This window comes from Citrobacter sp. LST-B2, assembly GCF_057983045.1.
The window spans coordinates 2,915,506-2,938,354 of the sequence record NZ_CP192598.1; the positions used below are offsets into that span (position 1 = coordinate 2,915,506).

Annotated in this window: 23 protein-coding genes and 3 tRNA genes; 8 read left to right on the forward strand and 18 right to left on the reverse strand. The window is 51.1% G+C overall.

Features of this window, described 5'->3' with window-relative positions; genetic code table 11:
- Nucleotides 1-71: 71 nt before the first annotated feature.
- The 8 genes from ACQ0PY_RS14020 to uvrY form a co-directional block, all read right to left on the reverse strand.
- Nucleotides 72-3,131, reverse strand: a complete 3,060-nt coding sequence (locus ACQ0PY_RS14020; RefSeq protein WP_231912838.1) for an autotransporter outer membrane beta-barrel domain-containing protein — start codon at nt 3,129-3,131, stop codon at nt 72-74.
- Between the two features lie 614 nt (nt 3,132-3,745).
- Nucleotides 3,746-4,642, reverse strand: coding sequence for an alpha/beta hydrolase fold domain-containing protein (locus tag ACQ0PY_RS14025; RefSeq protein WP_109740335.1), 897 nt, complete (start codon nt 4,640-4,642; stop codon nt 3,746-3,748).
- Between the two features lie 208 nt (nt 4,643-4,850).
- Nucleotides 4,851-4,937: transfer RNA gene (locus ACQ0PY_RS14030), tRNA-Leu, on the reverse strand.
- A gap of 12 nt (nt 4,938-4,949) precedes the next feature.
- Nucleotides 4,950-5,023: transfer RNA gene (locus tag ACQ0PY_RS14035), tRNA-Cys, on the reverse strand.
- A gap of 48 nt (nt 5,024-5,071) precedes the next feature.
- Nucleotides 5,072-5,147 (reverse strand) — tRNA-Gly (locus ACQ0PY_RS14040).
- Nucleotides 5,148-5,297: 150 nt separating this feature from the next.
- The gene (gene pgsA / locus ACQ0PY_RS14045; protein WP_042318323.1) at nt 5,298-5,846 is read right to left on the reverse strand and encodes a CDP-diacylglycerol--glycerol-3-phosphate 3-phosphatidyltransferase; all 549 of its coding nucleotides are present in this window, start codon (nt 5,844-5,846) and stop codon (nt 5,298-5,300) included.
- Nucleotides 5,847-5,902: 56 nt separating this feature from the next.
- Nucleotides 5,903-7,735, reverse strand: a complete 1,833-nt coding sequence (gene uvrC / locus ACQ0PY_RS14050) for an excinuclease ABC subunit UvrC (protein WP_043000306.1) — start codon at nt 7,733-7,735, stop codon at nt 5,903-5,905.
- The gene (gene uvrY, locus ACQ0PY_RS14055; protein WP_043000305.1) at nt 7,732-8,388 is read right to left on the reverse strand and encodes a UvrY/SirA/GacA family response regulator transcription factor; all 657 of its coding nucleotides are present in this window, start codon (nt 8,386-8,388) and stop codon (nt 7,732-7,734) included. Before uvrY ends, uvrC begins: the two co-directional genes overlap by 4 nt.
- Before the next feature lie 394 nt (nt 8,389-8,782).
- On the opposite strand from uvrY, the gene ACQ0PY_RS14060 reads away from it, so the two are divergent.
- Both ACQ0PY_RS14060 and ACQ0PY_RS14065 read left to right on the forward strand, forming a co-directional pair.
- Entirely contained in the window at nt 8,783-8,830 is a 48-nt protein-coding gene (locus ACQ0PY_RS14060) for a hypothetical protein (RefSeq protein ID WP_418219740.1), read from the forward strand.
- 19 nt (nt 8,831-8,849) lie between these two features.
- Entirely contained in the window at nt 8,850-9,074 is a 225-nt protein-coding gene (locus ACQ0PY_RS14065; protein ID WP_042318315.1) for a DUF2594 family protein, read from the forward strand.
- Nucleotides 9,075-9,140: 66 nt separating this feature from the next.
- Here ACQ0PY_RS14065 and sdiA read toward each other — a convergent pair whose 3' ends face one another.
- The 8 genes from sdiA to ACQ0PY_RS14105 form a co-directional block, all read right to left on the reverse strand.
- Nucleotides 9,141-9,863, reverse strand: a complete 723-nt coding sequence (gene sdiA / locus ACQ0PY_RS14070; RefSeq protein WP_043000304.1) for a quorum-sensing transcriptional regulator SdiA — start codon at nt 9,861-9,863, stop codon at nt 9,141-9,143.
- Between the two features lie 234 nt (nt 9,864-10,097).
- The gene (gene tcyN, locus ACQ0PY_RS14075) at nt 10,098-10,850 is read right to left on the reverse strand and encodes an L-cystine ABC transporter ATP-binding protein TcyN (protein ID WP_043000303.1); all 753 of its coding nucleotides are present in this window, start codon (nt 10,848-10,850) and stop codon (nt 10,098-10,100) included.
- The gene (gene tcyL, locus ACQ0PY_RS14080; protein WP_042318310.1) at nt 10,847-11,515 is read right to left on the reverse strand and encodes a cystine ABC transporter permease; all 669 of its coding nucleotides are present in this window, start codon (nt 11,513-11,515) and stop codon (nt 10,847-10,849) included. The genes tcyN and tcyL overlap by 4 nt, the downstream gene beginning before the upstream one ends.
- A gap of 14 nt (nt 11,516-11,529) precedes the next feature.
- Nucleotides 11,530-12,516, reverse strand: coding sequence for a D-cysteine desulfhydrase (gene dcyD / locus ACQ0PY_RS14085; protein ID WP_109740337.1), 987 nt, complete (start codon nt 12,514-12,516; stop codon nt 11,530-11,532).
- A gap of 108 nt (nt 12,517-12,624) precedes the next feature.
- Entirely contained in the window at nt 12,625-13,425 is an 801-nt protein-coding gene (gene tcyJ / locus ACQ0PY_RS14090) for a cystine ABC transporter substrate-binding protein (protein WP_043000301.1), read from the reverse strand.
- A gap of 87 nt (nt 13,426-13,512) precedes the next feature.
- On the reverse strand, nt 13,513-14,064 hold the full coding sequence (fliZ, locus tag ACQ0PY_RS14095; protein ID WP_043000300.1) for a flagella biosynthesis regulatory protein FliZ: 552 nt from the start codon (nt 14,062-14,064) through the stop codon (nt 13,513-13,515).
- A 59-nt stretch (nt 14,065-14,123) separates the two neighbouring features.
- Entirely contained in the window at nt 14,124-14,843 is a 720-nt protein-coding gene (fliA, locus tag ACQ0PY_RS14100) for an RNA polymerase sigma factor FliA (RefSeq protein WP_044257600.1), read from the reverse strand.
- Between the two features lie 162 nt (nt 14,844-15,005).
- Nucleotides 15,006-16,283, reverse strand: coding sequence for a FliC/FljB family flagellin (locus ACQ0PY_RS14105; protein ID WP_109740338.1), 1,278 nt, complete (start codon nt 16,281-16,283; stop codon nt 15,006-15,008).
- Nucleotides 16,284-16,592: 309 nt separating this feature from the next.
- Here ACQ0PY_RS14105 and fliD point away from each other — a divergent pair, with 309 nt between their 5' ends.
- From fliD to amyA, 4 genes are all read left to right on the forward strand, one after another.
- On the forward strand, nt 16,593-18,011 hold the full coding sequence (gene fliD, locus ACQ0PY_RS14110; protein WP_109740339.1) for a flagellar filament capping protein FliD: 1,419 nt from the start codon (nt 16,593-16,595) through the stop codon (nt 18,009-18,011).
- A gap of 10 nt (nt 18,012-18,021) precedes the next feature.
- Nucleotides 18,022-18,429: a flagellar export chaperone FliS gene (fliS, locus tag ACQ0PY_RS14115; RefSeq protein WP_046481243.1), complete on the forward strand. Its 408-nt coding sequence runs from the start codon at nt 18,022-18,024 to the stop codon at nt 18,427-18,429.
- Nucleotides 18,429-18,797, forward strand: a complete 369-nt coding sequence (fliT, locus tag ACQ0PY_RS14120; RefSeq protein ID WP_109740340.1) for a flagella biosynthesis regulatory protein FliT — start codon at nt 18,429-18,431, stop codon at nt 18,795-18,797. Before fliS ends, fliT begins: the two co-directional genes overlap by 1 nt.
- 68 nt (nt 18,798-18,865) lie before the next feature.
- Nucleotides 18,866-20,353 (forward strand): alpha-amylase, encoded by a 1,488-nt coding sequence (gene amyA / locus ACQ0PY_RS14125; protein ID WP_044266958.1) that lies wholly within the window; start codon nt 18,866-18,868, stop codon nt 20,351-20,353.
- A 39-nt stretch (nt 20,354-20,392) separates the two neighbouring features.
- Here the strand turns inward: amyA and yedD are convergent, their stop codons facing one another.
- Nucleotides 20,393-20,806: a lipoprotein YedD gene (gene yedD, locus ACQ0PY_RS14130; RefSeq protein WP_043000294.1), complete on the reverse strand. Its 414-nt coding sequence runs from the start codon at nt 20,804-20,806 to the stop codon at nt 20,393-20,395.
- A 185-nt stretch (nt 20,807-20,991) separates the two neighbouring features.
- Here yedD and yedE point away from each other — a divergent pair, with 185 nt between their 5' ends.
- Both yedE and yedF read left to right on the forward strand, forming a co-directional pair.
- Nucleotides 20,992-22,197: a selenium metabolism membrane protein YedE/FdhT gene (gene yedE, locus ACQ0PY_RS14135; protein WP_044257596.1), complete on the forward strand. Its 1,206-nt coding sequence runs from the start codon at nt 20,992-20,994 to the stop codon at nt 22,195-22,197.
- Nucleotides 22,194-22,427 (forward strand): sulfurtransferase-like selenium metabolism protein YedF, encoded by a 234-nt coding sequence (gene yedF, locus ACQ0PY_RS14140; RefSeq protein WP_000790504.1) that lies wholly within the window; start codon nt 22,194-22,196, stop codon nt 22,425-22,427. The genes yedE and yedF overlap by 4 nt, the downstream gene beginning before the upstream one ends.
- A gap of 85 nt (nt 22,428-22,512) precedes the next feature.
- Here the strand turns inward: yedF and fliE are convergent, their stop codons facing one another.
- Nucleotides 22,513-22,827: a flagellar hook-basal body complex protein FliE gene (gene fliE, locus ACQ0PY_RS14145; RefSeq protein WP_043000291.1), complete on the reverse strand. Its 315-nt coding sequence runs from the start codon at nt 22,825-22,827 to the stop codon at nt 22,513-22,515.
- Between the last annotated feature and the right edge of the window lie 22 nt (nt 22,828-22,849).

The following is a 22,849-nucleotide window of genomic DNA, read 5'->3' on the forward strand; positions in this document are numbered from 1 at the left end:
CAGGCCCGAATAAAAAAGGAGCAGATTTTACCCTGCCCCTCACCCTTCTCATGGAATATCCAGTCCCATGCTTACCAGTTGTATTTCACACCCACCATGCCCTGGGCATTGCTGTAGTGGTCGCTCCCCACTTGCCCGGAGATATTTCCCCAGACCGTCAAGCGAGAGGAGAGTTGTCCTTCCACACCAATTTTCAGTTCTGCCAAATCTTTTACTCCCTGGACGTCATTTGGCATCTCACCCATGGTCACTCGCGGGCTGTGTGAGTTGTGGATCCAGTTCGCTTCAACAAATGGCTGGATGCCTGCCATCTTGTCCTCTTCGACGGTGGGTTTACGATTGACGTATGCTCTGACACCCAGACTGGTCATCAGATTACCAGTGCTATCCGCCTTCACCGGCGTGCCATTACGTTCCCGATGATCGTCCGCCTGCACATCCATCCAGACGATCTGAGCTTTGGGCTGGATCCAGTAGGTCAATTGCTGACTTTCTGCAACCTTCAGGCTGTAACCCGCCTCAACCGCAGCCGTGATGCCTTTGGATTTATACGTTTCACTTGCCTGATACTGACCATTGACGGTGTTATCAAACCAGTTATAGAGCATCCAGGTGTCCACATAGCTTCCGGATTGATCAGGTTCGTTGGCATACCAGGTACCATACAGACCCACACTGTAACCGTCGACCGAACCACGGGAATGATGGTTATTTAACGCTGATGTGGTGCGGCTACGGCTGTTGGCATAACCCGCCATTAGCCCAAGATGCCAGCGGTCCAGACCATCTGAACTCCACTGCGCCAGATCGCCGCCAAGTTGCAGCACATAACTATTGCTCTGGGTTTTTAACTGTTCGCTATCGTCGTTAAAGCGCGTATGACTTCCCACGTTGCGTATCCACATGCTGGTAGTTTTACTCTCACCAGTTAGCGCATCGGTATACTGCGTTTCGCCAAGACGATCGTGAAGCCGCGAAATGAACAGGGTATTGGCAGCCAGGTTATTAGCCAGATAACTGCCAAATTCCGGGCGAATCTGTGAAGGACCACCAGGGTGAACCGGTGCCTGCGGGATTTCTGGCGAAGCTGGCACGCCCGGGTCAACGGGGTCACTCAGCCCCCCAGTGCTGCTTAAATACCAGTTGCTGCCGCGCCGGATCACATTGTAATCATACGCACCGGCAACAATGCGACTCTCTTTCTCGAAAGTCCCACTGGAGTTTCCTGCAACATTGACAATTTCAATCCCTTCGACCGTCTGCGCGCCCATGCCACCAATATTATTGATTGCCACCAACGTGTGGCCGGAGGTATTTCCCTCTACGATGAGTTTGTCCGTTGCGGAGTTATCCCCTCCGAGTACCGTGTTCATCATCAGGGTGCCACCGCCGGTATAATCGCCTTCCACAGTCAAAGACTTAAACGCGCCAGTATTGCCCGGCGCCAGCATATTCACTCGCCCGCCCGACAGCGACAGGTTAGTGACATGCGAATTGCCAGTCATGTTCCATACCGCGCCGTTAGTGATATTCATGTCTACGACACCCTGGCTGGTCGACGTTGTTGTTGCGGTATAACTGGCCGCGGTTAACCAGGAGTTGGCATTATTGAGGGTCATATTCAGCGTACCGCCGTTTGTCGCCCCAATATCGCCGTCAATCTGAACGGTTCCGGTTTCTGATGTGTTCACATCAATCAGGCTTCCATCGCCTGATGAGAACAGCGACCAGGTTATCGCAGGATTATCATTGATAAATAACCCTTTCTGAATGTCCGCTTTGCCTCCGGCAAGAACTTCAATCCCGGAAATATACTCCGCCTGAGAACCTGAAGTGGAAACCGTCAGGTCATCCTGAAATTCAGCATAAGTCGTTTCTTCGGGACTGCCATAAAGATAGACACCCCGAGTTGTATCCACGCCGTTTAATACGGAAATAGACGTTCTCCCTTTGAAGAGGGCCTGACTTTCCCACAGGTAGAGTCCCGTGTTGTAATATCCCCCGTTGCTCTGGAGTTTGAAATCCGCATTGGCGATTAATGATGAGGTATCCATCAGCGCGACGCCTCTAAGCCAGTGCCCATCTAACCATCCAAGATATTCGTGTTCATATTCACCACGCGTACCGAGTGGCGTCAGGTTTTCACCAATCAGGGTCGTGTCGCTGTTAAAGACAAAATCTGTCGAGTTAGCAGAAAGAATGTCCCCCCCAACATTGTCACCAAAAAGATTGTCTATATCTCCATGGACAATGGCTTCAATGAGCGTAGTGCCGGTGAAGGTGAAACGCGAGCGGGTGAGGTAATCGCTACTCACTCTGGATAAAATACCCTGGCTGCTTTTCAGATGGATGAAATTTGCTTCCAGATTCACGCTGTTGACGACATTATTGGCCATCGGGTAATTAGCCGATCCTGCATCTCTCCCGGCCATGATTGCAGATTCATTTGTATCAATCAGAATGTTATCCGCCCTGACGTTCACTGAACTGCCCCCGGCTATTAATATCCCGATGCGTCTGTCAATCGAGTAACTCCCCGGATCGCCATCAACATTGATGTAAAACAGCCCTCCGTTAAAATTCAACTCTCCCCCATAAAGACCAATACCATGGCGGTGCGTAGAAACCTCATCGGCCAGAGGCACGAGCACTGAGAGATTGATTTTATTTTCACCATCGCTCTCAAAATTTAGTACCCCTCCAGGCCCGGCGAAGAGGCCATAGATATCGGAATAGCTGTCTTTAACAACATTGCTGACAACAACATTGCCTCCGGTAAAGGTCATCGTTCCGCTAAGTGTTCCTCTTTTCCAGGCATAAACCGCAGAACTGTTATCAACGGGATTATTATTAAACCCTATAATGCTCAATGTCTTGCCCTGAGCAATGTCAATATTCATCCTGCCATTAGTCGTATTAAGTATTGAACGCTGGTAATAAAACATTCCGGTATATCCGCTGGCATCCAGCAACACATCACCCGCCGTTACGGTATGATCACCCGAAGCAATCTGGTTTATGCCGGTGGTGTAATTCCGGCTGACTAATTCTTCCGTGTAGACAGGAAAAGCAACTATAACGGTACAACCTGAAGCTGCTAATAATATCTTTTTCAATATCCCTTGAATCATTTGTCTGTCCTCCTGATAAGCATTTTCATTGCCAGTGTCGCTGCGATAACGTTTTTCCCCAGAAAGAAAATTTCCCGGCTAATGATTTTAAATAAAACAATAACACTATCTCCTCACTACGATATATTTCATCAATACCAGGTTCTTAATAACAGCGTATAACCTTGCTAATTAAGATAATTAGCATCCAATTCCCATTATTCCGATTTATTAAAAACCAATACTCCTGATAAGAATTCTCTTTGTTTTTAAAAGAAATATTACTTTTCAGGCATCATATAAAAGCCGGTAGAATATAAAATTAGATGCACAGAAAGCCACCAAAACTGTACGTTTCAGAATAATGGCCTTCATGTTAAATGATAAAATACTCTCGTAACATCAGATGATTTCATCTACTGAAAGATGAAGAATAGAAATCACCCGTATTAAATATAGCCAGAAAAATGCCAAATGTATAGGGCTATTTATTTGTGAAAATATCATTTTATTTTTATCATTGACTTGTTAAATAGAGGCGGGATTATTCCTGGTTTTACAGCCCAGAATATATCTCTGTTGCGTATTATATTGACGCGCTTTGTTTGACGCCCTATTTACAATGTTTCAGGTGGCTAAGAATGAATAAAGGATGCGATTCGGCGTATTGCGCGACTGGCCTCCGGTATCTTGCCAGCGGATGACTGGAAGACGTGCCACATACCTTTCCACACTTCAATTTGAACGTTAACACCCGCCTCTGTCGCCTGTTTCGCAAGGCGGATCGCGTCATCGAGAAGTAATTCATCGCTTCCTGTCTGAACCAGGAGAGGGGGAAGTCCGGTCAGATCGCCAAAAAGAGGAGAAACCAGCGGATTTGAGGTTTCGGCATCAGAACAATAGTATGCGACGGTTTGCCGCAAATCCTCAATAACGATCAGCGGGTCCTTATCTGCACAGGAAGAGATGCTGTCGCCCAATAAGGTGTAATCAAGCATCGGAGATAACAAAAAACCGGAATGCGGCAACGGAAAATTTTCACTTTTGAGTAGCAGGAGCAGAGATAAAACCAGCCCTCCACCGCTTGAGTCACCGCCAAGAATGATCTCATCAGGCCGATACCCCTGCGCTAATAGCCACTGCCACGCATATTTGGCATCCATCAAACCGGCGGGAAAGGGATTTTCAGGAGCTAATGAATAGTTGAGCGTGAGGGCATTCACGTTTGCACAATGGACAATATGTCCAACCAGTTTCCGGTGTGTGATGCTTGATCCCTGACTGTTACCTCCGCCATGAAGGTACAGAATAACTTTCCGCTTTTCGGCCTGCGAATGTCGCACCCACTCCGCTGAAATACCCTCTTCATCAATTTCTTCTGTGCTGACATTTTCGGGTAACGGAACATTCTTTGCCCCTTCTTCCCATACTCTTCTTTGCTCATGAAGAGGCGTGTTAAGCACGAAATCTACATTGCTTGCGTAATTCCTGAAAAGTGCGTCTCTTTTGCGCTTAGCTTCAATGCTTAACATGATGTCGCCTCACTGCGAATCGCCAGACTGGAGATCAGTATACAGAAAACGCGTTCGGTTTCAGCACAATACACAATGAACTCTCGTCCATGAAAAGACGCCCACAGACGGTTACCAGACAATCTGGAGGCAAATTTCAGACACAAAAAAACCACCCGTAGGTGGTTTCACGACACTGCTTATTGCTTTGATTATTCTGCTTTTCCCATGGTACCCGGAGCGGGACTTGAACCCGCACAGCGCGAACGCCGAGGGATTTTAAATCCCTTGTGTCTACCGATTCCACCATCCGGGCTCGGGAAGAAAGTGGAGGCGCGTTCCGGAGTCGAACCGGACTAGACGGATTTGCAATCCGCTACATAACCGCTTTGCTAACGCGCCTTAAATCTTGTCTTGCGACTGACACCCGCAACTGCCGATGTCTTAATCTGGAGCGGGAAACGAGACTCGAACTCGCGACCCCGACCTTGGCAAGGTCGTGCTCTACCAACTGAGCTATTCCCGCATCATCAAGTAAATCGTTAATCACTTGATTTTACTATCGTCTGGCAATCTGTGCTGCCGTTCGATGCGTTGCATTCTACTTACCTGACGCAATGAGTCAACGATATTTTTCGCCACTTAGGATCGTTTGCTGAAATTTACGGCGAAACGATCACTGATCAAGCAAATCCCCACGCGCGGCGTTCAAATACTGGAACATTGACCACAGCGTCAGGACCGCAGCGACGAAGAACAGTGCAATCCCCGCGTACTCCACCCAGATATTCGGACGCCACAGCAGCCAGGCCAGCGCTGCCATTTGCGAGGTGGTTTTGACTTTGCCGATCCAGGAGACCGCCACGCTGCTGCGCTTACCCAGTTCCGCCATCCATTCACGCAGCGCGGAAATGATGATTTCACGTGCAATCATCGTGGCCGCGGGCAGCGTCACCCACCAACTGTGATAGTGCTCGGTCACCAGTACCATCGCAATTGCCACCAGCACTTTATCCGCAACCGGGTCGAGAAACGCACCAAAACGCGTACTCTGGTTCCAGCGACGCGCCAGAAAACCGTCAAACCAGTCGGTCACCGCAGCGATACAGAAGATCAGCGCAGCAACGAACGGCGCCCAGGTGAATGGCAGATAAAACACCACGACAAAGAATGGGATAAGTATGACGCGAAACAGCGTAAGCAACGTTGGAATATTAAATTGCATAGTGACGGGTAACTATCTGTTGTCAGAGAATTTACCCCTATGTTGCTACAGCGGACTCAATGTTTCAACGACCAGAAGATCTTTTCTGCCAGTCCTTGCGAAATACCCGGCACTTTTGCAATTTCTTCAACGCTGGCGTTACGTAATCCTTGCAAACCACCCATATATTTCAACAACATTTGGCGACGTTTCGGTCCAACGCCTTCGATGGTCTCCAGCGTACTGGTGTTTTTCACTTTCGCCCGTTTTTTACGGTGGCCGCCAATGGCATGATCGTGGGACTCATCGCGGATATGCTGAATCACATGCAATGCCGGCGAATCCGGCGGCAAGCTAAATCCCTCACCTTCCGGTTCAAAGAACAGCGTTTCCAGACCGGCTTTACGGTCAGCGCCTTTTGCAACACCTAACAGCAGAGGGTGGTTTTTATCCCAGGGGACATCCAGCTCGGCGAAAACGGCCTTCGCCTGCCCCAGTTGCCCTTTTCCGCCGTCGATCAGGATCACATCCGGAATCTTACTTTCTTCGATGGCTTTACCATAACGGCGACGCAGTACCTGATTCATTGCCGCATAGTCATCGCCCGGCGTGATACCGGTGATATTGTAGCGACGGTATTCCGCACGCAGAGGCCCGTTCGCATCAAAGACCACGCACGATGCCACCGTCTGTTCGCCCATCGTGTGGCTGATGTCAAAACATTCCATCCGTTTTACAGCTGGCAGCTTCAGCACGGTTGCCAGCGCCGTCAACCGTTGGGTAATGGTCGACTGCTGAGAGAGTTTCGTGGTCAGCGCCGTGGCGGCATTGGTCCGCGCCAGTTTCAAATAACGTGCGCGATCGCCGCGGGGTTTGGTCTGCACATTAATACGACGCCCTGCCAGTTCAGAAAGCGAATCGGCCAGCAGCGTTTTGTCGTGCAGATTGAAATCCAGCAGAATCTCGCCAGGCAACGTGCGCATCTGGCTGCCCTGGAGGTAGAATTGCCCGACGAAGGTTTCTACCACTTCGCCCAGTTCAGTCCCTCCCGGCACTTTCGGGAAATAACTACGGCTGCCCAGCACTTTCCCCTGGCGGATAAAGAGCACATGGACACAGGCCATCCCGGCATCAAACGCAACGCCGATCACGTCCAGATCGTCCCCCGCGTTGGAAACGAACTGTTTCTCCGTCACCCGGCGCACGGCCTGGATCTGATCGCGTATACGCGCAGCCTCTTCGAACGCCAGATTTTGACTGGCTTTCTCCATCCGCGCGATCAGTTGAGTTAAGACCTGGTCATCTTTACCGGATAAAAACAACCGAACATAGTCAACCTGCTGCGCATACTCTTCTTCACTCACCAGGCCTTCGACGCAGGGCCCCAGGCAACGGCCGATCTGGTATTGCAGACAAGGGCGCGAGCGATTGCGATAAACGCTGTTTTCACACTGACGGATCGGGAAAATTTTCTGTAACAGCGCCAGCGTTTCACGGACGGCATAGCCGTTGGGAAACGGGCCAAAGTATTCGCCTCGGGTATGTTTCGCGCCACGGTGCATAGCCAGCCGGGGATGCGTATCCGCGCTGAGAAAAATAAAGGGATAGGATTTGTCATCACGTAACAGCACGTTGTAACGCGGCTGATACAGCTTGATATAGTTGTGCTCGAGCAGCAACGCTTCCGTTTCGGTGTGCGTTACCGTCACATCGATTTGCTGAATGAGCGCAACCAGCGCTTCGGTCTTACGCGAAGCCAGGTTGCTGCGGAAATAGCTGGAAAGCCGTTTTTTCAGGTCTTTCGCTTTACCCACATAAATAACCGTACCACCGGCATCATACATACGATAAACGCCGGGTTGACTGGTTACGGTTTTTAGGAACGCTTTCGCGTCAAACTGATCGCTCACTGGCTTGTTAACGTCTCCGCATTACACAGGCCATGGCGAATTGCCAGGTGAGTCAGCTCTACATCACCATGAATGTTTAGTTTACTGAACATACGGTAGCGATAGCTGTTCACCGTTTTAGGGCTGAGATTCAACTGCTCGGAAATCTCATTCACCTTCTGACCTTTAGTGATCATCAGCATAATCTGCAATTCGCGCTCAGACAAACTGGCAAACGGGGTTTCCGTTTTTTCGGGTTCTATCTGGCTTAATGCCATTTGCTGGGCGATGTCAGAAGCAATGTAGCGCTGCCCGGAATAAACCGAGCGGATGGCACTTACCACTTCCTGAGGCGCAGCGCCCTTACTCAGGTAACCTGCGGCTCCGGCCTGCATCACTTTTGCCGGCAACGGATTTTCCGTGTGAACGGTCAACATAATCACTTTAATATCGGCAGTTGAACGCGCAATTTTGCGCGTGGCTTCAAGGCCACCAATACCGGGCATGTTCATGTCCATCAACACGACGTCGACGGTGTTGGCGCGACACCATTTAACGGCATCCTCACCGCAACCTGCTTCACCGACAACTTTTATACCCTTTATATCTTCAAGAATGCGTCGTATCCCTGCGCGCACCAGTTCGTGGTCATCAACAAGAAGAACGTTGATCAAAGGAATATCTCCAGAATAGGGATAACGCTACTGATAGTGGATCGCCACTATATTAGCGGGTTTTATCTCAACTTTAAAACGTAAAAAACGTCCGGTAACCGATTTTGCTCTCGTTTTCGGAAATTAGTCTGTACGCTTTGTGGAAACTTAGGCTAAGAACAGCCAGTTACACGCACTATTTTCGGGAACGAGGTTTCACAATAGTGACAAAAACTCGCTTTCTCTCGCCTAAATGCTAAATAGACAGGTAAGTTTGTAACAATAATTAACGAGTAAAATACTCGGAATAAACAATAAATGAGGAAAATATAGACTTCTTATGTTGTTGTTTAATTTAACTCCGCTGGTGTGATTTCCGATCGAAAAACAACCACTGCTATTTTTCCCTCAGCTTATGGTATACTCCGCGGCCTTAACATTTATCATCGCAAATTTTTACTGAAACATTACGAGGAAAATAAATGAGTACGCCTGATTTTTCCACTGCCGAGAATAATCAAGAACTGGCTAATGAAGTCACCTGCCTGAAGGCGCTGTTAACGCTGATGCTGCAAGCCATGGGCCAGGCGGATGCGGGCCGCGTGATTCTTAAAATGGAAAAACAGATCGCGCTGGTCGAAGACGACGCGCAGGCTGCAGTATTTTCCAGCACTGTTAAGCAAATTAAACAAGCTTACCGTCAGTAAAGAAAAACCGGCTGAGAGCAGTGCTTTCAGCCGGTTTATCGTCTGCCACGCAGAACGTTTATTGTTTCAGATAAGCCCGGTCGCCGCGGCATAGCACGCAATCTGCGTCTTATTCGGCGCGTTAAACTTCTTCTGCATATTCTTCTGGTGAAAGTTAACGGTATTTTCTGATATCGACAGAATCATCGCAATTTCAGCTGAAGTCTTCCCTTCCGCCGTCCATTTCAGAATCTCTTTTTCTCGTTTGCTAAAGCGCATTTCCGGCGCCATCACCATCTCATCTTCGAGTCGGGAAAGTGCCGTTAAGCTTTCGCGCACCAGCAACTGCAGTTTCAATTCGACTTCATCGCCCGCAAACGGCGTATTACGCAGGCTTGACCGTGAGACCGAGAGAAAGCCTAATGCGCGATTTGGCAGCATGAGACATTGCGTGACGCCTTTGCGTAATCCGTGTGAACGGGCAGCATCCCACATTGTCTGCGCGTCACTGAATAATGCGTCATTCCAGGGCAGATGTCCCTGAATGAAGTTTTCCGGCTTCAGCACAGGATCAATCGCGAAATAGTTTTCCGCCTGATATTGCGAAACCCACGCATCGGGATAAGTGGTATGAAGGGAAATTTTAGGACGCGTGAACGGAACCGGATGCCTGACACACAGCGCGTAATAATCAAATTCCAGCAATAGTGTCTGCTGCTGTAATTCGCTGTAGACGTCTTCTGCGCAAGTCATTTCGTGAAAGCGTAACAGCATCGTCCGTCGCCAGGTAAAGAAATCTAAATCCTGCATACTTAGTATTCGCACCCTTGAGAGTGATAATCATTTTAAATGTGAGAAATAACCTATCACATAAACATACGGTAGATGTATAAAATATCGGTCAGGGAGCAGATTACTTGAGCGTTGTTTCAGTTCGCGTATTTTGTCCAGGGAAATACGTTCATCATCATGCGTCTGGTATTACTATTTATGCATCTCCACTCGGCCGAAATGGGATAATCCCGGACGAGTGGAGAAAACCAATCATTGCAGCAGAAACTTCTCAAGAAACTGACGGGTTCTCGGTTGCTGTGGATTGGCAAATAGCGCTTTGGCTGGCCCCTGTTCCACAATGCGCCCCTGATCCATAAATATCGCCCGGTCCGCAACATCGCGGGCAAAGCTCATTTCATGGGTCACAATCACCATGGTGCGTTTTTCCTGCGCCAGTTGACGGATAGTGCTCAACACCTCGCCCACCAGCTCAGGATCGAGCGCAGACGTCGGTTCATCAAACAGAATCACTTCCGGGCGCATGGCCAGCGCACGGGCAATCGCCACTCGCTGCTGCTGCCCGCCGGATAAGCGCCGCGGGTAGCTGGTCTCTTTCCCGGCCAACCCCACTTTCGCCAGCAGTTCCCGCGCCCGCGCCATCGCCTCTTCTTTGCCCTCGCCTTTCACGATAACCGGACCTTCAATGATATTCTCCAGTACCGTGCGATGGGGAAAGAGATTGAAGCTCTGGAACACGAAGCCCACATGCTGGCGCAACTGGCGAATCAGCGTTCGTTGCTGACCGAGCGATCGCGCCGTATCAATGGTGATATCACCCACGGTGATCGTACCCGCTTCCGGTTGTTCCAGCAGGTTAATACTGCGCAGAAGCGTCGTTTTTCCCGACCCGCTGGGACCGATGATCGCGACCACCTCTCCCGCCTGCACTTGCAGATCGATGCCGTGCAGCACCGTCTGCCCATGAAATTTCTTGACCAGGTTTTTTACGTCGATCGCACTCATTTTGGCTCTCTCTCCTGGCGGTTCAGTTGATTTTCAAAGTAGTTCTGCAATGAAGACAGCACGGTTGCCATGATCCAATAGATCAGCGATGCCGCCAGATACATGGTGAATACCTCCAGCGTGCGCGAGGTGATCAGTTGCGCCTGACGGAACAATTCTGGCACCTGGATGGTGGCCGCCAACGACGTGTCTTTCACCAGACTGATAAAACTGTTGCTCAGCGGCGGCAGCGCTACCCTGGCAGCCTGCGGTAAAATGGCGCGACGCATGGTCTGCCACGGCGTCATCCCGATACTGGCAGCCGCTTCCCACTGTCCTTTGTCAATCGATGAAATCGCCGCGCGCAGCGTTTCCGCGGCATAGGCCGCCGTATTGAGCGACAGGCCAATCATTGCGGACGGCACCGGATCCAGCTCAATACCAAACTGCGGCAGACCGTAGTAGATCATAAACAGTTGTGCGATAAGCGGCGTACCGCGAAAAATAGAGATATAGAAACGCGCCAGCCAGCGCAGTGGCAGCAGCGGCGACAGGCGCATCAGCGCGAGGATAAATCCCAGCAGCAGGCCGAAGAACATCCCGCCAATACTGAGTTGCAGCGTAAACACCGCCCCTTTGAGCAGATACGGCAGGGAATCAATAACCAGTTGGATACTTTCTTGCATGAGCTTATCCGAAATTACACGTGTGGATGGTAGGCAAACAGCGCAGGCGCCCCACCAGTATGGATAAAGAGAATCGGGCCTTCGTCTTTAAAGCGTTTCTGGCTGATTCCGTCAATCAGTCCGGCCATCGCTTTTCCGGTATAGACGGGGTCGAGAAGGATCCCTTCCAGACGCGCCAACAACTTCACGGCTTCCATCCCCTCTTCATTTGGCGTGCCATAGCCTGGGGCATAGTAGTCATCCCACAACAAAATCTCCGCCGCCACTGTCAGTTCCAGTTCTCTGGCAACAGCCTGTTGCAGCGCCACCACTTTCGGTTTTTGATCGGCTACGCTGCGTGAAACGGTTACGCCAATCAGATCCACATCCGGCATCAGTTGTTCCAGCCCAACCGCCAGCCCGGCGTGCGTTCCTGCACTGCCAGATGCTACCACCACCGAAGAGAGCTGCACCGCGCCTTCACACTGCTGAGCGATTTCCAGCGCGCTTTCAACATAGCCTAATGCCCCCAACGCGTTTGAACCACCGACCGGTATAATGTAGGGACGAAAGCCCTGCGCTTCGATTCGGGTGGCCAGTTCTTGCAATTGGGCATCCGGTGCATGTAGCGCATCGCACATCTCAACCTGTACGTTGAACAGATCCAGCAGCAGTCGGTTGCCATTGGTGAGATAGTTTTCCGCCGTGGTGCCAATGGGGTTTTCCAGCAGCGCCACGCAGTGCAGTCCCAGCTTCGCGGCGACCGCCGCCGTCTGACGCACGTGGTTAGACTGAATCGCGCCTGCCGTGATCAGCGTATCAGCGCCTTCACGCAGCGCATCTGCGGCCAGGAACTCAAGCTTGCGCAGCTTATTTCCGCCCATCGCCATCGGTGTGACGTCATCGCGTTTGATGAAGATATCCCGTCCCAGGTAGTCAGAAAAGCGCGGCAGGTATTCCAGCGGCGTCGGCGCACCGATAAATTCCAGGCGCGGAAAGCGTGTCAGGTTGTGCAGTGGCATAAAGCCTCCGATTATTCGTTGTTGTGATGTTCTTTTTATTATGCACGTTCAAACGCATGAAATAAAAAAGGCGCTGATTAAAGCGCCTTTTTTTTCATATCGTTCGGACTATTTGGTGATATCCGCGCCAAACCACTTCTCAGAAAGCGCCTTCAGCGAGCCGTCTTTCTGCATTTCAGCAATCGCTGCGTCCACCGCCTTCAGCAGATCTTCATTGCCTTTACGCAGCGCAACGCCTGACTCCTGACGGGAGAAGGCTTCACCGGTGACCGCCAGCGTATCTTTGGTCTTTTTAACCAGATCCAACGCCGCCAGACGATCCACCAGAATGGCGTCGATACGGCCTACGCGCAGATCCTGATATTTCGTCGGGTCATCATCATAAGTCCGGATATCAACGCCCTGGACGTTCTGACGTAACCACTCTTCATAGTTAGTACCCAGACCCACGCCCACTTTCTTATCTTTCAGATCGGCTGCGGTTTTAATCGCGCCTTCATTGCCTTTTTTCACCAGCGCCTGGATACCGGAGACGGTATAAGGGGTAGAGAAATCATATTTCTTCTTCCGCTCGTCGGAGATGGTGACCTGATTGATCACCACATCGATGCGTTTAGAATCCAGAGAGGCCAGCATCCCGTCCCATTTGGTCGGTTTCAGCGTGGCTTTCACGCCCAGATGCTTCGCGAGCGCTTCGGCAAATTCCACTTCAAAGCCGGTCAATTTACCGTCATCGCCCTGGAAACTGAACGGCGGATAGGTGCCTTCCAGCCCCACCAGCAGCGTGCCGCGATCTTTAACCTTCTTCAACAGACCTTCATCTGCAAACGTTTTTGCGCTCATTCCCGCGACAAGCGCCACAGCCATCACGCCCATCAGCGCCTGGCGCCCCAGAAGTGCTAATTTCATATTTACCCCGAATGTTGTTATGAATGCCCGTAGTGTAGAGCGTTTATGGGTAACGACATAAATCACTCTGCTACATCTTATTCATTTTTAATATATATCAGAAGTCATCCGGAGGGAGGAATTCTGTTGCTGCTCGGGGCGAGCATGCGCTTTATATTGTGCGTACTTACGCAGCGCGATGCGATAGTTGTTGGTGCTGGTCTCCGGCAGCCACGGCGCCAGGTTTTCATCAAGGTAACCGTCCTGGAGCAGATCGTGAGAAATTTTCTGCTCGCTGAGATGATTACCGAGACGGCGCAGACGGACAACATACTCGCGTACGGTCCCGTGGCTCATTTCGGTCTGTTCAAACAGGAATTGTTTAAAACCAATGATGTCGAAGAAATCGCTCTGCGTCTTGCAGTGCAGATCGCCGCAGAAACGGCATAGCGCCACCCACTCTTTCTGCTCCTGCTGCCAGGCGGCTTCATCCATGAGTGTATCGAGGCGGGAAATGGCGATTTTATTGACGATCTGCCCTTTGCGCACCAGCGTGATGCGATCCAGTAACTTGTGGCAATGGGCGCAATGCGTCTGGCTGTGTTTAAAGTCTTTGAGGTAGCGGCTTAGAGGCCGTCTTTTTGATTGCTGCACCGTCATGAGAACTCCTGGTAGTCAATACGTTGTGCGGCATTTTTCAGCGCCGACAACGTCGTTCGCTATAACTTACCCAGCTTCGTGCGTAACCGTTTTATGGCCTGACTGTGCAACTGGCTGACCCGTGACTCTCCTACTTCCAGAACCGCGCCAATCTCTTTGAGATTGAGTTCTTCCTGGTAATAGAGCGTGAGCACCAGTTGTTCGCGTTCCGGAAGGGCTTCAATGGCATCCATCACGCGCTGGCGCAAATTGCTCTCAAGGAGCTGTTGTAACGGGTTTTCCTGCTGATGTTCTTCTGTCACCAGCTCGATACTATCGCCATGCTCTTCCCGCCACTCGTCATAGGAGAAGAGTTGGCTGTTGTTGGTATCAAGCAACATCTGACGATATTCTTCTACAGGAATCGCCAGCCGCTCCGCCACCTCAGTTTCCGTCGCGTTGCGCCCTAATTCCTGTTCCAGTTGCCCCATCGCCTGTGCCACTTCGCGGGCATTGCGCCGAACGCTACGCGGCACCCAGTCGCGGCTGCGTAGTTCATCCAGCATCGCCCCACGAATACGCTGCACTGCGTAAGTGGTAAATGCCGTTCCTTGCAGAGCGTCATATCGGTCAACTGCATTCAATAACCCGATACCGCCCGCCTGTAGCAGATCGTCCAGTTCTACGCTCGCGGGCAAACGCACCTGCAGGCGCAACGCTTCGTGACGCACCAGCGGTACATAACGCTGCCACAGCGAGTGTTTATCCATTACACCTTCAGCGGTATACAGTGAATTCACGATAAACAGCCCTGCGTTAAATGAGTTATCGGCATGATTATCCGTTTCTGCAGGGGTTTTAATCGGGTGAATAGTGGGTGAAATGAGGGGTTATTTAGGGGTTACCGGTAAAGCCAGAACGAAAAAACCCCGCCGGAGCGGGGTTTGCGCAAGAAGCGTAAATTAACGCAGCAGAGACAGCATGGTCTGCGGAACCTGGTTGGCTTGGGCCAGTACGGAAGAGCCAGCCTGCTGCAGGATCTGCGCGCGAGACATGTTGGACACTTCGGTCGCGTAGTCAGAATCCTGAATACGGCTACGGGCATCGGTCAGGTTGTTAACGGTGTTGTTCAGGTTAGTTACTGTAGATTCAAAACGGTTCTGGGAAGCACCCAGGATGCTGCGCTGAGTATCAACCGCTTTCAGAGCAGCATCAATATCTTCCAGCGGAGTAGTACCGGTCGCTGTGCCAGTATCACCGCCAGTCACTTTACCTTTCAGAACATCAAAGCCAGTCGCATTTACACTACGGAAATTACCGTTAACCATAGCTCCAGCATCTTTTGCTGCAGCTTTGGCAGTATCAATCACCGTAGCGGCAGCTACTAAGTTATCACTCTTTTCTGCAGCAGATTTGATCGCATCTGTCAGTGCAGTTTGTTGCGCAGCAGTCACTGGATCACCAGCTTTCAGTGAGCTAAATGCAGAACCCAAACTTGTAGTATCTTTTAAGCCAACTGCAGTCAGCATAGTTTCGAGGGCCGTTTGCATGCCAGCCGCATCAGTTGCAGCATCTGCATCTGTTGCAAATGCAGTTACGGCATCAGAAATCTGAGTACCTCCAGCGTTTTCTACCCCAACAGCAACCAAATAATCAGCTTTAGCCTTAGCAATACCAGTATCTTTGTTTAAAGTTGTTGAGGAGGTATTATCAGTACCCGCGGTTGCCAGGTTCCAGCCAGAACTTGAACCAATTTCAATGCTAATCTGCTCGTTATCTTTAGAGCCAACCTGGAAGTCGTAGCTCTGCGCGGCACCAGTACGGTTATCCAGAACTTTGATACCGTTAAAGTCGGTTTGTTTGGTGACGCGGTTGATCTCTTCCATACGCTGGTTAACTTCAGACTGGATGGAGTCGATATCGGATGCAGAGTTAGAGCTGTTCTGCGCCTGAACGGTCAGGTCACGAACGCGCTGCAGGTTGTTGTTGATTTCGCTCAGCGCGCCTTCAGCGGTCTGAGACAGAGAGATACCGTCGTTGGCGTTACGTGCAGCAACGGTCAGACCGTTGATGTTAGAGGTGAAACGGTTGGCGATGGCCTGACCAGCGGCGTCGTCTTTAGCGCTGTTGATACGCAGACCAGAAGACAAACGCTCAATAGCGGTACCCAGAGCAGACTGAGATTTGTTCAGGTTGTTCTGCGTCATCAGCGACAGGCTGTTAGTATTGATTACTGCCATAATTGAGTTTCCTTCATAAAGTGTTTAGTTTCAGGCCTCTGGCCTACGGCTCCTGCGCCGTTATTCAGATTATCGACAGCCTCAAACGAACCTTTAGCAATTTTTATCACTCTTTTTTTGCCGCTTTTTTATCACCTGAACAATTTCAAATAAATCTTCATCCCTGTCTCTGGCTTATTTTACCGAGAAGCAGAATACCTTCCTAAAAAGCCTCTTTATTATGCAATTGCCACCGCTATCTTTTCGCTAAACTTCTCGCGTTAAGTGCCGATACCCTCTCCATTGGTTCTTATTCAAAAGGAAAATGTAATGGCGAGTGTTAGTTCTCTTGGCGTCGGTTCGAATCTGGATCTGAGTGCTCTGCTGGATAAATTAAATGCCGCGGAGCAGCAAAGACTCACACCGTTAACCACTCAGCAGACGTCTTATAAAGCACAGCTGACGGCCTGGGGCGTGGTAAAAAGCGCACTGCAAAAAGTGCAGACGGCATCTGATGCGTTGGTCAAAGCGGATAAGATCGCAACCAGTGCGGTAACCAGTAAAAACACCGCCTTTAGCGCCACTGTGGATGGTGGCGTGCCAGCAGGGAATTACACGGTTGAAGTTCTCAAGATGGCGCAGTCTCAGACGCTGACATCCCAGGAATTCTCCAGCAATAAAGATAAAATTGGCGGCACAACGGGATCGGACTCTCGCACCATTACCATTAGTCAGCCGGGTCAAAAAGAACCGATGACCGTCACGTTAACAGACGATCAAACCTCGCTGACCGGGATTCGCGACGCAATTAATAAGCAAAATGGCAGCGTCACCGCCACGATTATCAAAGCAGACGATGACTCTTATTATTTGTCACTGACATCCAAAGAGACGGGTGTGAGTAATGCTATGACCGTGACAGTGACGGGTGACGATACCCTGAAGCAGAAACTGGCTTATGATCCGAGCGCAACGTCGGGTAATGGACTAAAGCAGACGGTTCAGGCATCTGACGCCGAAGTTAAAATTAACGATATCACCATCACGCGCAGCAGCAATACGATCAAAGATGCGCCGGAAGGTCTGACGCTGACGCTGCTGAAAGAAACAGAAGCCGATAAGCCAGAACAGCTCACAATTACCCGTGATAACACAGCGATGAAAGCGGCGATTCAGTCTTTTGTCGATGCTTATAACTCATTGCAGACGACCATTTCGTCACAAACGAAATACACCGCCGTCGATCAGGGCAGTGACAGCCAGGATTCAAGCAATGGCGATCTGATGGGAGACGGCACGCTGCGCAACATTCAGACGCGCCTGCGTTCCATGGTGATTAGCGCGCAGCCTTCTGACTACGCCACGCTGTCATCCATGGGGATCACCCAGGATGTCAACGGTAAACTGACCGTTGACAGCACAAAACTGGATAAGGCGTTGAATGATAAACCTGGTAGCGTGACTGAATTCTTTGTCGGTGACGGTGAAAAAACCGGATTCGGCGTACAAACCAGCGCCCTGCTGAAGCAATTTTTGGCCGATGACGGTGCGGTTCAGAGCGCAACGGACGGTATCAATAATTCGCTAAAAAAATTAAAAACGCGCATTGATGACACCACGCTCAGCATCAATAACACCATCGAGCGTTATAAAAAGCAGTTTACGCAACTCGATACGCTGGTAAACAAGCTGAACAATACCGGCAGTTATTTGAGTCAACAATTTACCGCTATGTCTTCATCGTCGTAAGGATTTTTGCATGTATAGCCGTGCAGGTATTAGCGCCTATGCGCAAATCGAAGTGGAGAGCGCTGTAATGAGCGCCTCCCCTTATCAACTGGTAAACATGCTTTTTGATGGCGCGCTCAGCGCCTTAAAAAAAGCGCTGATCTTGCTCGAACAGGGTGATATTCCCGGTAAGGGAAAAGCGCTGACCAAAGCCATTAATATTATTTCGAATGGTTTACAGTCCGGACTTGATCGCAGTGTCAATCAGGAATTATGCGACAACCTCGATAACCTGTATGACTATATGACTCGCCGTTTATTACAGGCAAACTTGCACAATGACGCGTCAGCCATCCTCGAAGTTCATGCCCTACTGAGTAATATTTCAGAAGCATGGAAAGAAATTGATCCGTCTTCAAAAGCACAGGATATAAAATAATGAGCGCTTCCTTTTCATCCTTGCAGCAGTGGCTACTACTTCGTTCTGTGAGCCAGCAAATGCTCAGGCTGGCGAGTGAAAACAAATGGGATGAATTGGTCGAAGGAGAGATGGAGTATATTCGCCTGGTCGAGTCTCTGGCTCAAGACCCAAACCCTCCAGGCGATCCCTCTTCGCAAAGTCAGATCAGAGAGTTGCTCCACACAATTATCGATAACGAGAACGAAGTTAAGCGGTTGCTGAGCATTCGGATGGATGAGTTAAGAGTGCTTATCCAAAACGGAAACCAGCAAAAAACGTTGACCTCTACCTACAGCAATCTTTCTGGCATGCTGCTGGTACCCGACGCTCCCCCTGCTCCACAATAATTCCCGCTACGTTAGCAAAAATCTTCCATACTCCAGAGGTCGTCTACAAGACTTCTGGAGCTCGGAAGATGAAAAACCCCACGTTACTGCAGTTCTTCCACTGGTATTACCCTGAAGGTGGCAAACTCTGGCAAGAGGTGACAGAGCGCGCAGACAGCCTCAATGATATCGGTATCAACATGGTCTGGTTGCCGCCCGCCTATAAAGGCGCGTCAGGCGGCTATTCCGTCGGCTATGACTCTTACGATCTGTTTGATCTCGGCGAGTTTGACCAAAAAGGCTCCCTTGCCACCAAATATGGTGATAAGGCGCAGCTTCTTACGGCTATCGACGCGCTGAAAAAAAACGACATCGCGGTGCTACTCGACGTGGTGGTGAATCACAAAATGGGGGCGGACGAAAAAGAGCCCCTGCGCGTACAGCGGGTCAACGAAGACGATCGCACGCAGATTGCCGATGAGATCATCGAATGCGAAGCCTGGACGCGTTACACCTTCCCGGCGCGAGGCGGTCAGTACTCGCAGTTCATCTGGGATTTCAAATGCTTCAGCGGCATCGACCACATCGAAAACCCTGACGAAGACGGCATTTTTAAAATCGTCAACGACTATACCGGCGAGGGCTGGAACGACCAGGTCGACGATGAAATGGGCAATTTCGATTACCTGATGGGCGAAAACATCGACTTTCGTAATCACGCCGTCACCGAAGAGATTAAATACTGGGCGCGCTGGGTGATGGAACAAACACAGTGTGATGGCTTTCGTCTCGATGCGGTAAAACACATTCCGGCCTGGTTCTATAAAGAGTGGATTGAACACGTTCAGGAGGTGGCACCGAAGCCGCTGTTTATCGTTGCCGAATACTGGTCGCACGAAGTGGATAAGCTGCAAACCTATATCGACCAGGTGGAAGGCAAAACGATGCTGTTCGACGCCCCGTTACAGCTCAATTTTCATGAAGCGTCGCGTCAGGGACGTGATTACGACATGAGCCAGATCTTCAGCGGCACGCTGGTAGAAGCCGATCCGTTTCACGCCGTGACGCTGGTCGCCAACCATGACACCCAGCCGTTGCAAGCGCTGGAAGCCCCAGTTGAAGCATGGTTCAAACCGCTGGCCTACGCGCTCATCCTGCTGCGGGAAAATGGCGTACCGTCGATTTTCTATCCCGATCTCTATGGCGCGCACTATGAAGATACCGGAGGCGACGGGGAAACCTATACCATCGACATGCCTGTCATCGAGCAACTCGCCGAACTCATTCTTGCCCGCCAGCGTTTCGCCCACGGCATTCAGACGCTTTGGTTTGATCACCCCAACTGCATTGCTTTCAGCCGTAGCGGAACGGACGACGATCCCGGATGCGTGGTGGTGTTATCCAATGGCGACGACGGTGAAAAAACGCTTATGCTGGGTGAAAACTACGGCAATAAAACCTGGCGCGACTATCTGGGAAACCGCGAGGAGATCGTCATCACTGACGAAAATGGCGAGGCTACGTTTTACTGCAATGGCGGCAGCGTCAGCGTATGGGTCATTGAAGAGGTGATCTGATGAAGCGCCCCGACAGGGAAAACTGTCGGGGACAATTGATTACGGTAATGGCGTTGGCAGCGGGGATTTCTCCAGCGCGGCGGCACACTCCACCGTTGGACGATCCACGCGTTGCAGGGTCATCCCGTCATATTCCAGGGTGTTCCCTTCCCGCTCGATCTCATAAAGTTCACGTTTGACCGTCACGTTGGTCAAGTCACCGGACAACATCGTTAGCTTACCCGGCAGCGCAATAACCCTCTGCCACTGGCGACAATCGAGCGTATCGCCCTCTTTGGTCACCACCAGACTGGCAATAGCTTCCGGGCTCACCAGTTTGCGCTGCGGCCCGTTAGTCTGCCAGTACCCTTCCAGCCCGGCGGGCGCAGGCGTTTTGACCACATCATTGTAGTTTTCCACCTCGGCGCATCCCGCTAACATCAGTAACGCCCCAACGATTGCACATTTTTTCATCATTCATCCTGCATGCGAAGAAAAGAGGATTGTGGCATTAAAGGCCTGCGGTCGCCAGCCTTTCGCGGTGCCAGCAGAACTTTGATCCATTTGGGATTACCGCTTAATAGTACCAGGCAAAATTGCCGCCGTGGTGTACTATCCGCTTTCTTGTTTCACACCTTCTGAGTTCAGAGGCAAAACACATGTCATGGCAACAATTCAAACAAGCCTGGTTAGTTAAATTCTGGGCGCCCATCCCTGCGGTCATCGCAGCGGGTATTCTCTCTACGTATTATTTTGGCATCACCGGCACCTTCTGGGCCGTCACGGGTGAATTTACCCGCTGGGGCGGACAAATCCTGCAACTGTTTGGCGTCCATGCGGAAGAATGGGGCTACTACAAGCTGATCCACCTGGAAGGCACCCCGCTCACTCGCATCGACGGGATGATGATCCTCGGTATGTTCGGCGGTTGCTTCGCGGCAGCGTTGTGGGCCAACAACGTCAAACTACGCATGCCGCGCAGTCGCATCCGCATCATGCAGGCGGTGCTGGGCGGGATCATCGCCGGGTTCGGCGCGCGTATGGCGATGGGCTGCAACCTGGCGGCATTCTTTACTGGTATTCCTCAATTCTCTCTGCACGCCTGGTTCTTTGCCCTGGCAACCGCCATCGGTTCCTGGTTTGGCGCGCGATTTACCCTGCTGCCAATATTCCGCATTCCGGTCAACATGCAGAAAGTCTCCGCTGCGTCGCCGTTGACGCAGAAACCGGATCAGGCGCGCCGTCGTTTCCGCCTCGGCATGCTGGTGTTTATCGGCATGATTGGCTGGGCGCTACTGACCGCCATGAACCAGCCGAAGCTGGGTCTGGCGATGCTGTTCGGCGTGGGTTTTGGTCTGCTGATCGAGCGCGCGCAAATCTGCTTCACCTCCGCCTTCCGCGATCTGTGGATCACCGGACGCACCCATATGGCAAAGGCAATCATCTTCGGGATGGGCGTCAGCGCAATCGGTATTTTCAGCTACGTACAACTGGGCGTGGAAGCCAAAATCATGTGGGCGGGCCCGAATGCAGTAATCGGCGGGCTGTTGTTTGGTTTTGGTATCGTGCTGGCAGGCGGGTGTGAAACCGGCTGGATGTACCGCGCGGTGGAAGGCCAGGTACACTACTGGTGGGTGGGTCTCGGTAACGTCATCGGCTCAACGATTCTGGCCTACTACTGGGATGACTTCGCCCCTGCGCTGGCCACCAACTGGGATAAAATTAACCTGCTCAATACCTTCGGTCCGCTCGGCGGCCTGCTGGTGACCTATCTGCTGCTGTTTGCCGCCCTGATGTTAATCATCGGCTGGGAAAAACATTTCTTCCGTCGTGCCGGGCTGACCCCTGCTAAGGAATCCGCATGAAAAACATTGTTCCTGATTATCGCCTTGATATGGTCGGCGAGCCCTGCCCTTACCCTGCCGTCGCGACGCTGGAAGCGATGCCGCAGTTGAAGAAAGGGGAAATTCTGGAAGTGGTCAGCGACTGTCCGCAGTCCATCAATAACATTCCGCTGGATGCGCGCAACCATGGCTACACCGTGCTCGATATTCAGCAAGATGGGCCGACAATTCGTTATTTGATTCAGAAGTAACTGATTGCCGGAAGGCAACGGCCCCTTATCCGGTCTACAGGGAATCACAGGCCGGATAAGCGCCAGCGCCATCCGGCACTCAAACCTAAACCTGCATGGACATCACTTCCTGATAGGCCGACACCAGTTTGTTGCGCACCTGAATTCCCATCTGCATGGAAACTGAGGCTTTTTGCATATCGGTCATCACATCGTTGAGCGCAATCCCCGGCTCACCCAGCGTGAATTTTTCCGCCTGTACGCGGGCAGCAGTTTGCGTATCGCTGATGCGGTCCAGCGCCGCGTGCAATTGACCGGCAAAACTCACGGTCGGTTGCGGCAGTGTCTCCTGCGCCCTGGCGCTCATCGCCGTCGCCTGGAGCTGGCTGATAACCCCTTCAATCCCCTGAATCGCTGACATGATAATCCTCTGGATGGTTTTC

What these genes read in the sequence shown, in the direction of transcription:
- ACQ0PY_RS14020 (WP_231912838.1), bottom strand. Translation starts at nt 3,131, where the DNA reads ATGATTCAAGGGATATTGAAAAAGATATTATTAGCAGCTTCAGGTTGT.
- ACQ0PY_RS14025 (WP_109740335.1), bottom strand. Translation starts at nt 4,642, where the DNA reads ATGTTAAGCATTGAAGCTAAGCGCAAAAGAGACGCACTTTTCAGGAAT.
- pgsA (WP_042318323.1), bottom strand. Translation starts at nt 5,846, where the DNA reads ATGCAATTTAATATTCCAACGTTGCTTACGCTGTTTCGCGTCATACTT.
- ACQ0PY_RS14065 (WP_042318315.1), top strand. Translation starts at nt 8,850, where the DNA reads ATGAGTACGCCTGATTTTTCCACTGCCGAGAATAATCAAGAACTGGCT.
- sdiA (WP_043000304.1), bottom strand. Translation starts at nt 9,863, where the DNA reads ATGCAGGATTTAGATTTCTTTACCTGGCGACGGACGATGCTGTTACGC.
- tcyN (WP_043000303.1), bottom strand. Translation starts at nt 10,850, where the DNA reads ATGAGTGCGATCGACGTAAAAAACCTGGTCAAGAAATTTCATGGGCAG.
- tcyL (WP_042318310.1), bottom strand. Translation starts at nt 11,515, where the DNA reads ATGCAAGAAAGTATCCAACTGGTTATTGATTCCCTGCCGTATCTGCTC.
- dcyD (WP_109740337.1), bottom strand. Translation starts at nt 12,516, where the DNA reads ATGCCACTGCACAACCTGACACGCTTTCCGCGCCTGGAATTTATCGGT.
- tcyJ (WP_043000301.1), bottom strand. Translation starts at nt 13,425, where the DNA reads ATGAAATTAGCACTTCTGGGGCGCCAGGCGCTGATGGGCGTGATGGCT.
- fliZ (WP_043000300.1), bottom strand. Translation starts at nt 14,064, where the DNA reads ATGACGGTGCAGCAATCAAAAAGACGGCCTCTAAGCCGCTACCTCAAA.
- ACQ0PY_RS14105 (WP_109740338.1), bottom strand. Translation starts at nt 16,283, where the DNA reads ATGGCAGTAATCAATACTAACAGCCTGTCGCTGATGACGCAGAACAAC.
- fliD (WP_109740339.1), top strand. Translation starts at nt 16,593, where the DNA reads ATGGCGAGTGTTAGTTCTCTTGGCGTCGGTTCGAATCTGGATCTGAGT.
- fliS (WP_046481243.1), top strand. Translation starts at nt 18,022, where the DNA reads ATGTATAGCCGTGCAGGTATTAGCGCCTATGCGCAAATCGAAGTGGAG.
- fliT (WP_109740340.1), top strand. Translation starts at nt 18,429, where the DNA reads ATGAGCGCTTCCTTTTCATCCTTGCAGCAGTGGCTACTACTTCGTTCT.
- amyA (WP_044266958.1), top strand. Translation starts at nt 18,866, where the DNA reads ATGAAAAACCCCACGTTACTGCAGTTCTTCCACTGGTATTACCCTGAA.
- yedD (WP_043000294.1), bottom strand. Translation starts at nt 20,806, where the DNA reads ATGAAAAAATGTGCAATCGTTGGGGCGTTACTGATGTTAGCGGGATGC.
- yedE (WP_044257596.1), top strand. Translation starts at nt 20,992, where the DNA reads ATGTCATGGCAACAATTCAAACAAGCCTGGTTAGTTAAATTCTGGGCG.
- yedF (WP_000790504.1), top strand. Translation starts at nt 22,194, where the DNA reads ATGAAAAACATTGTTCCTGATTATCGCCTTGATATGGTCGGCGAGCCC.
- fliE (WP_043000291.1), bottom strand. Translation starts at nt 22,827, where the DNA reads ATGTCAGCGATTCAGGGGATTGAAGGGGTTATCAGCCAGCTCCAGGCG.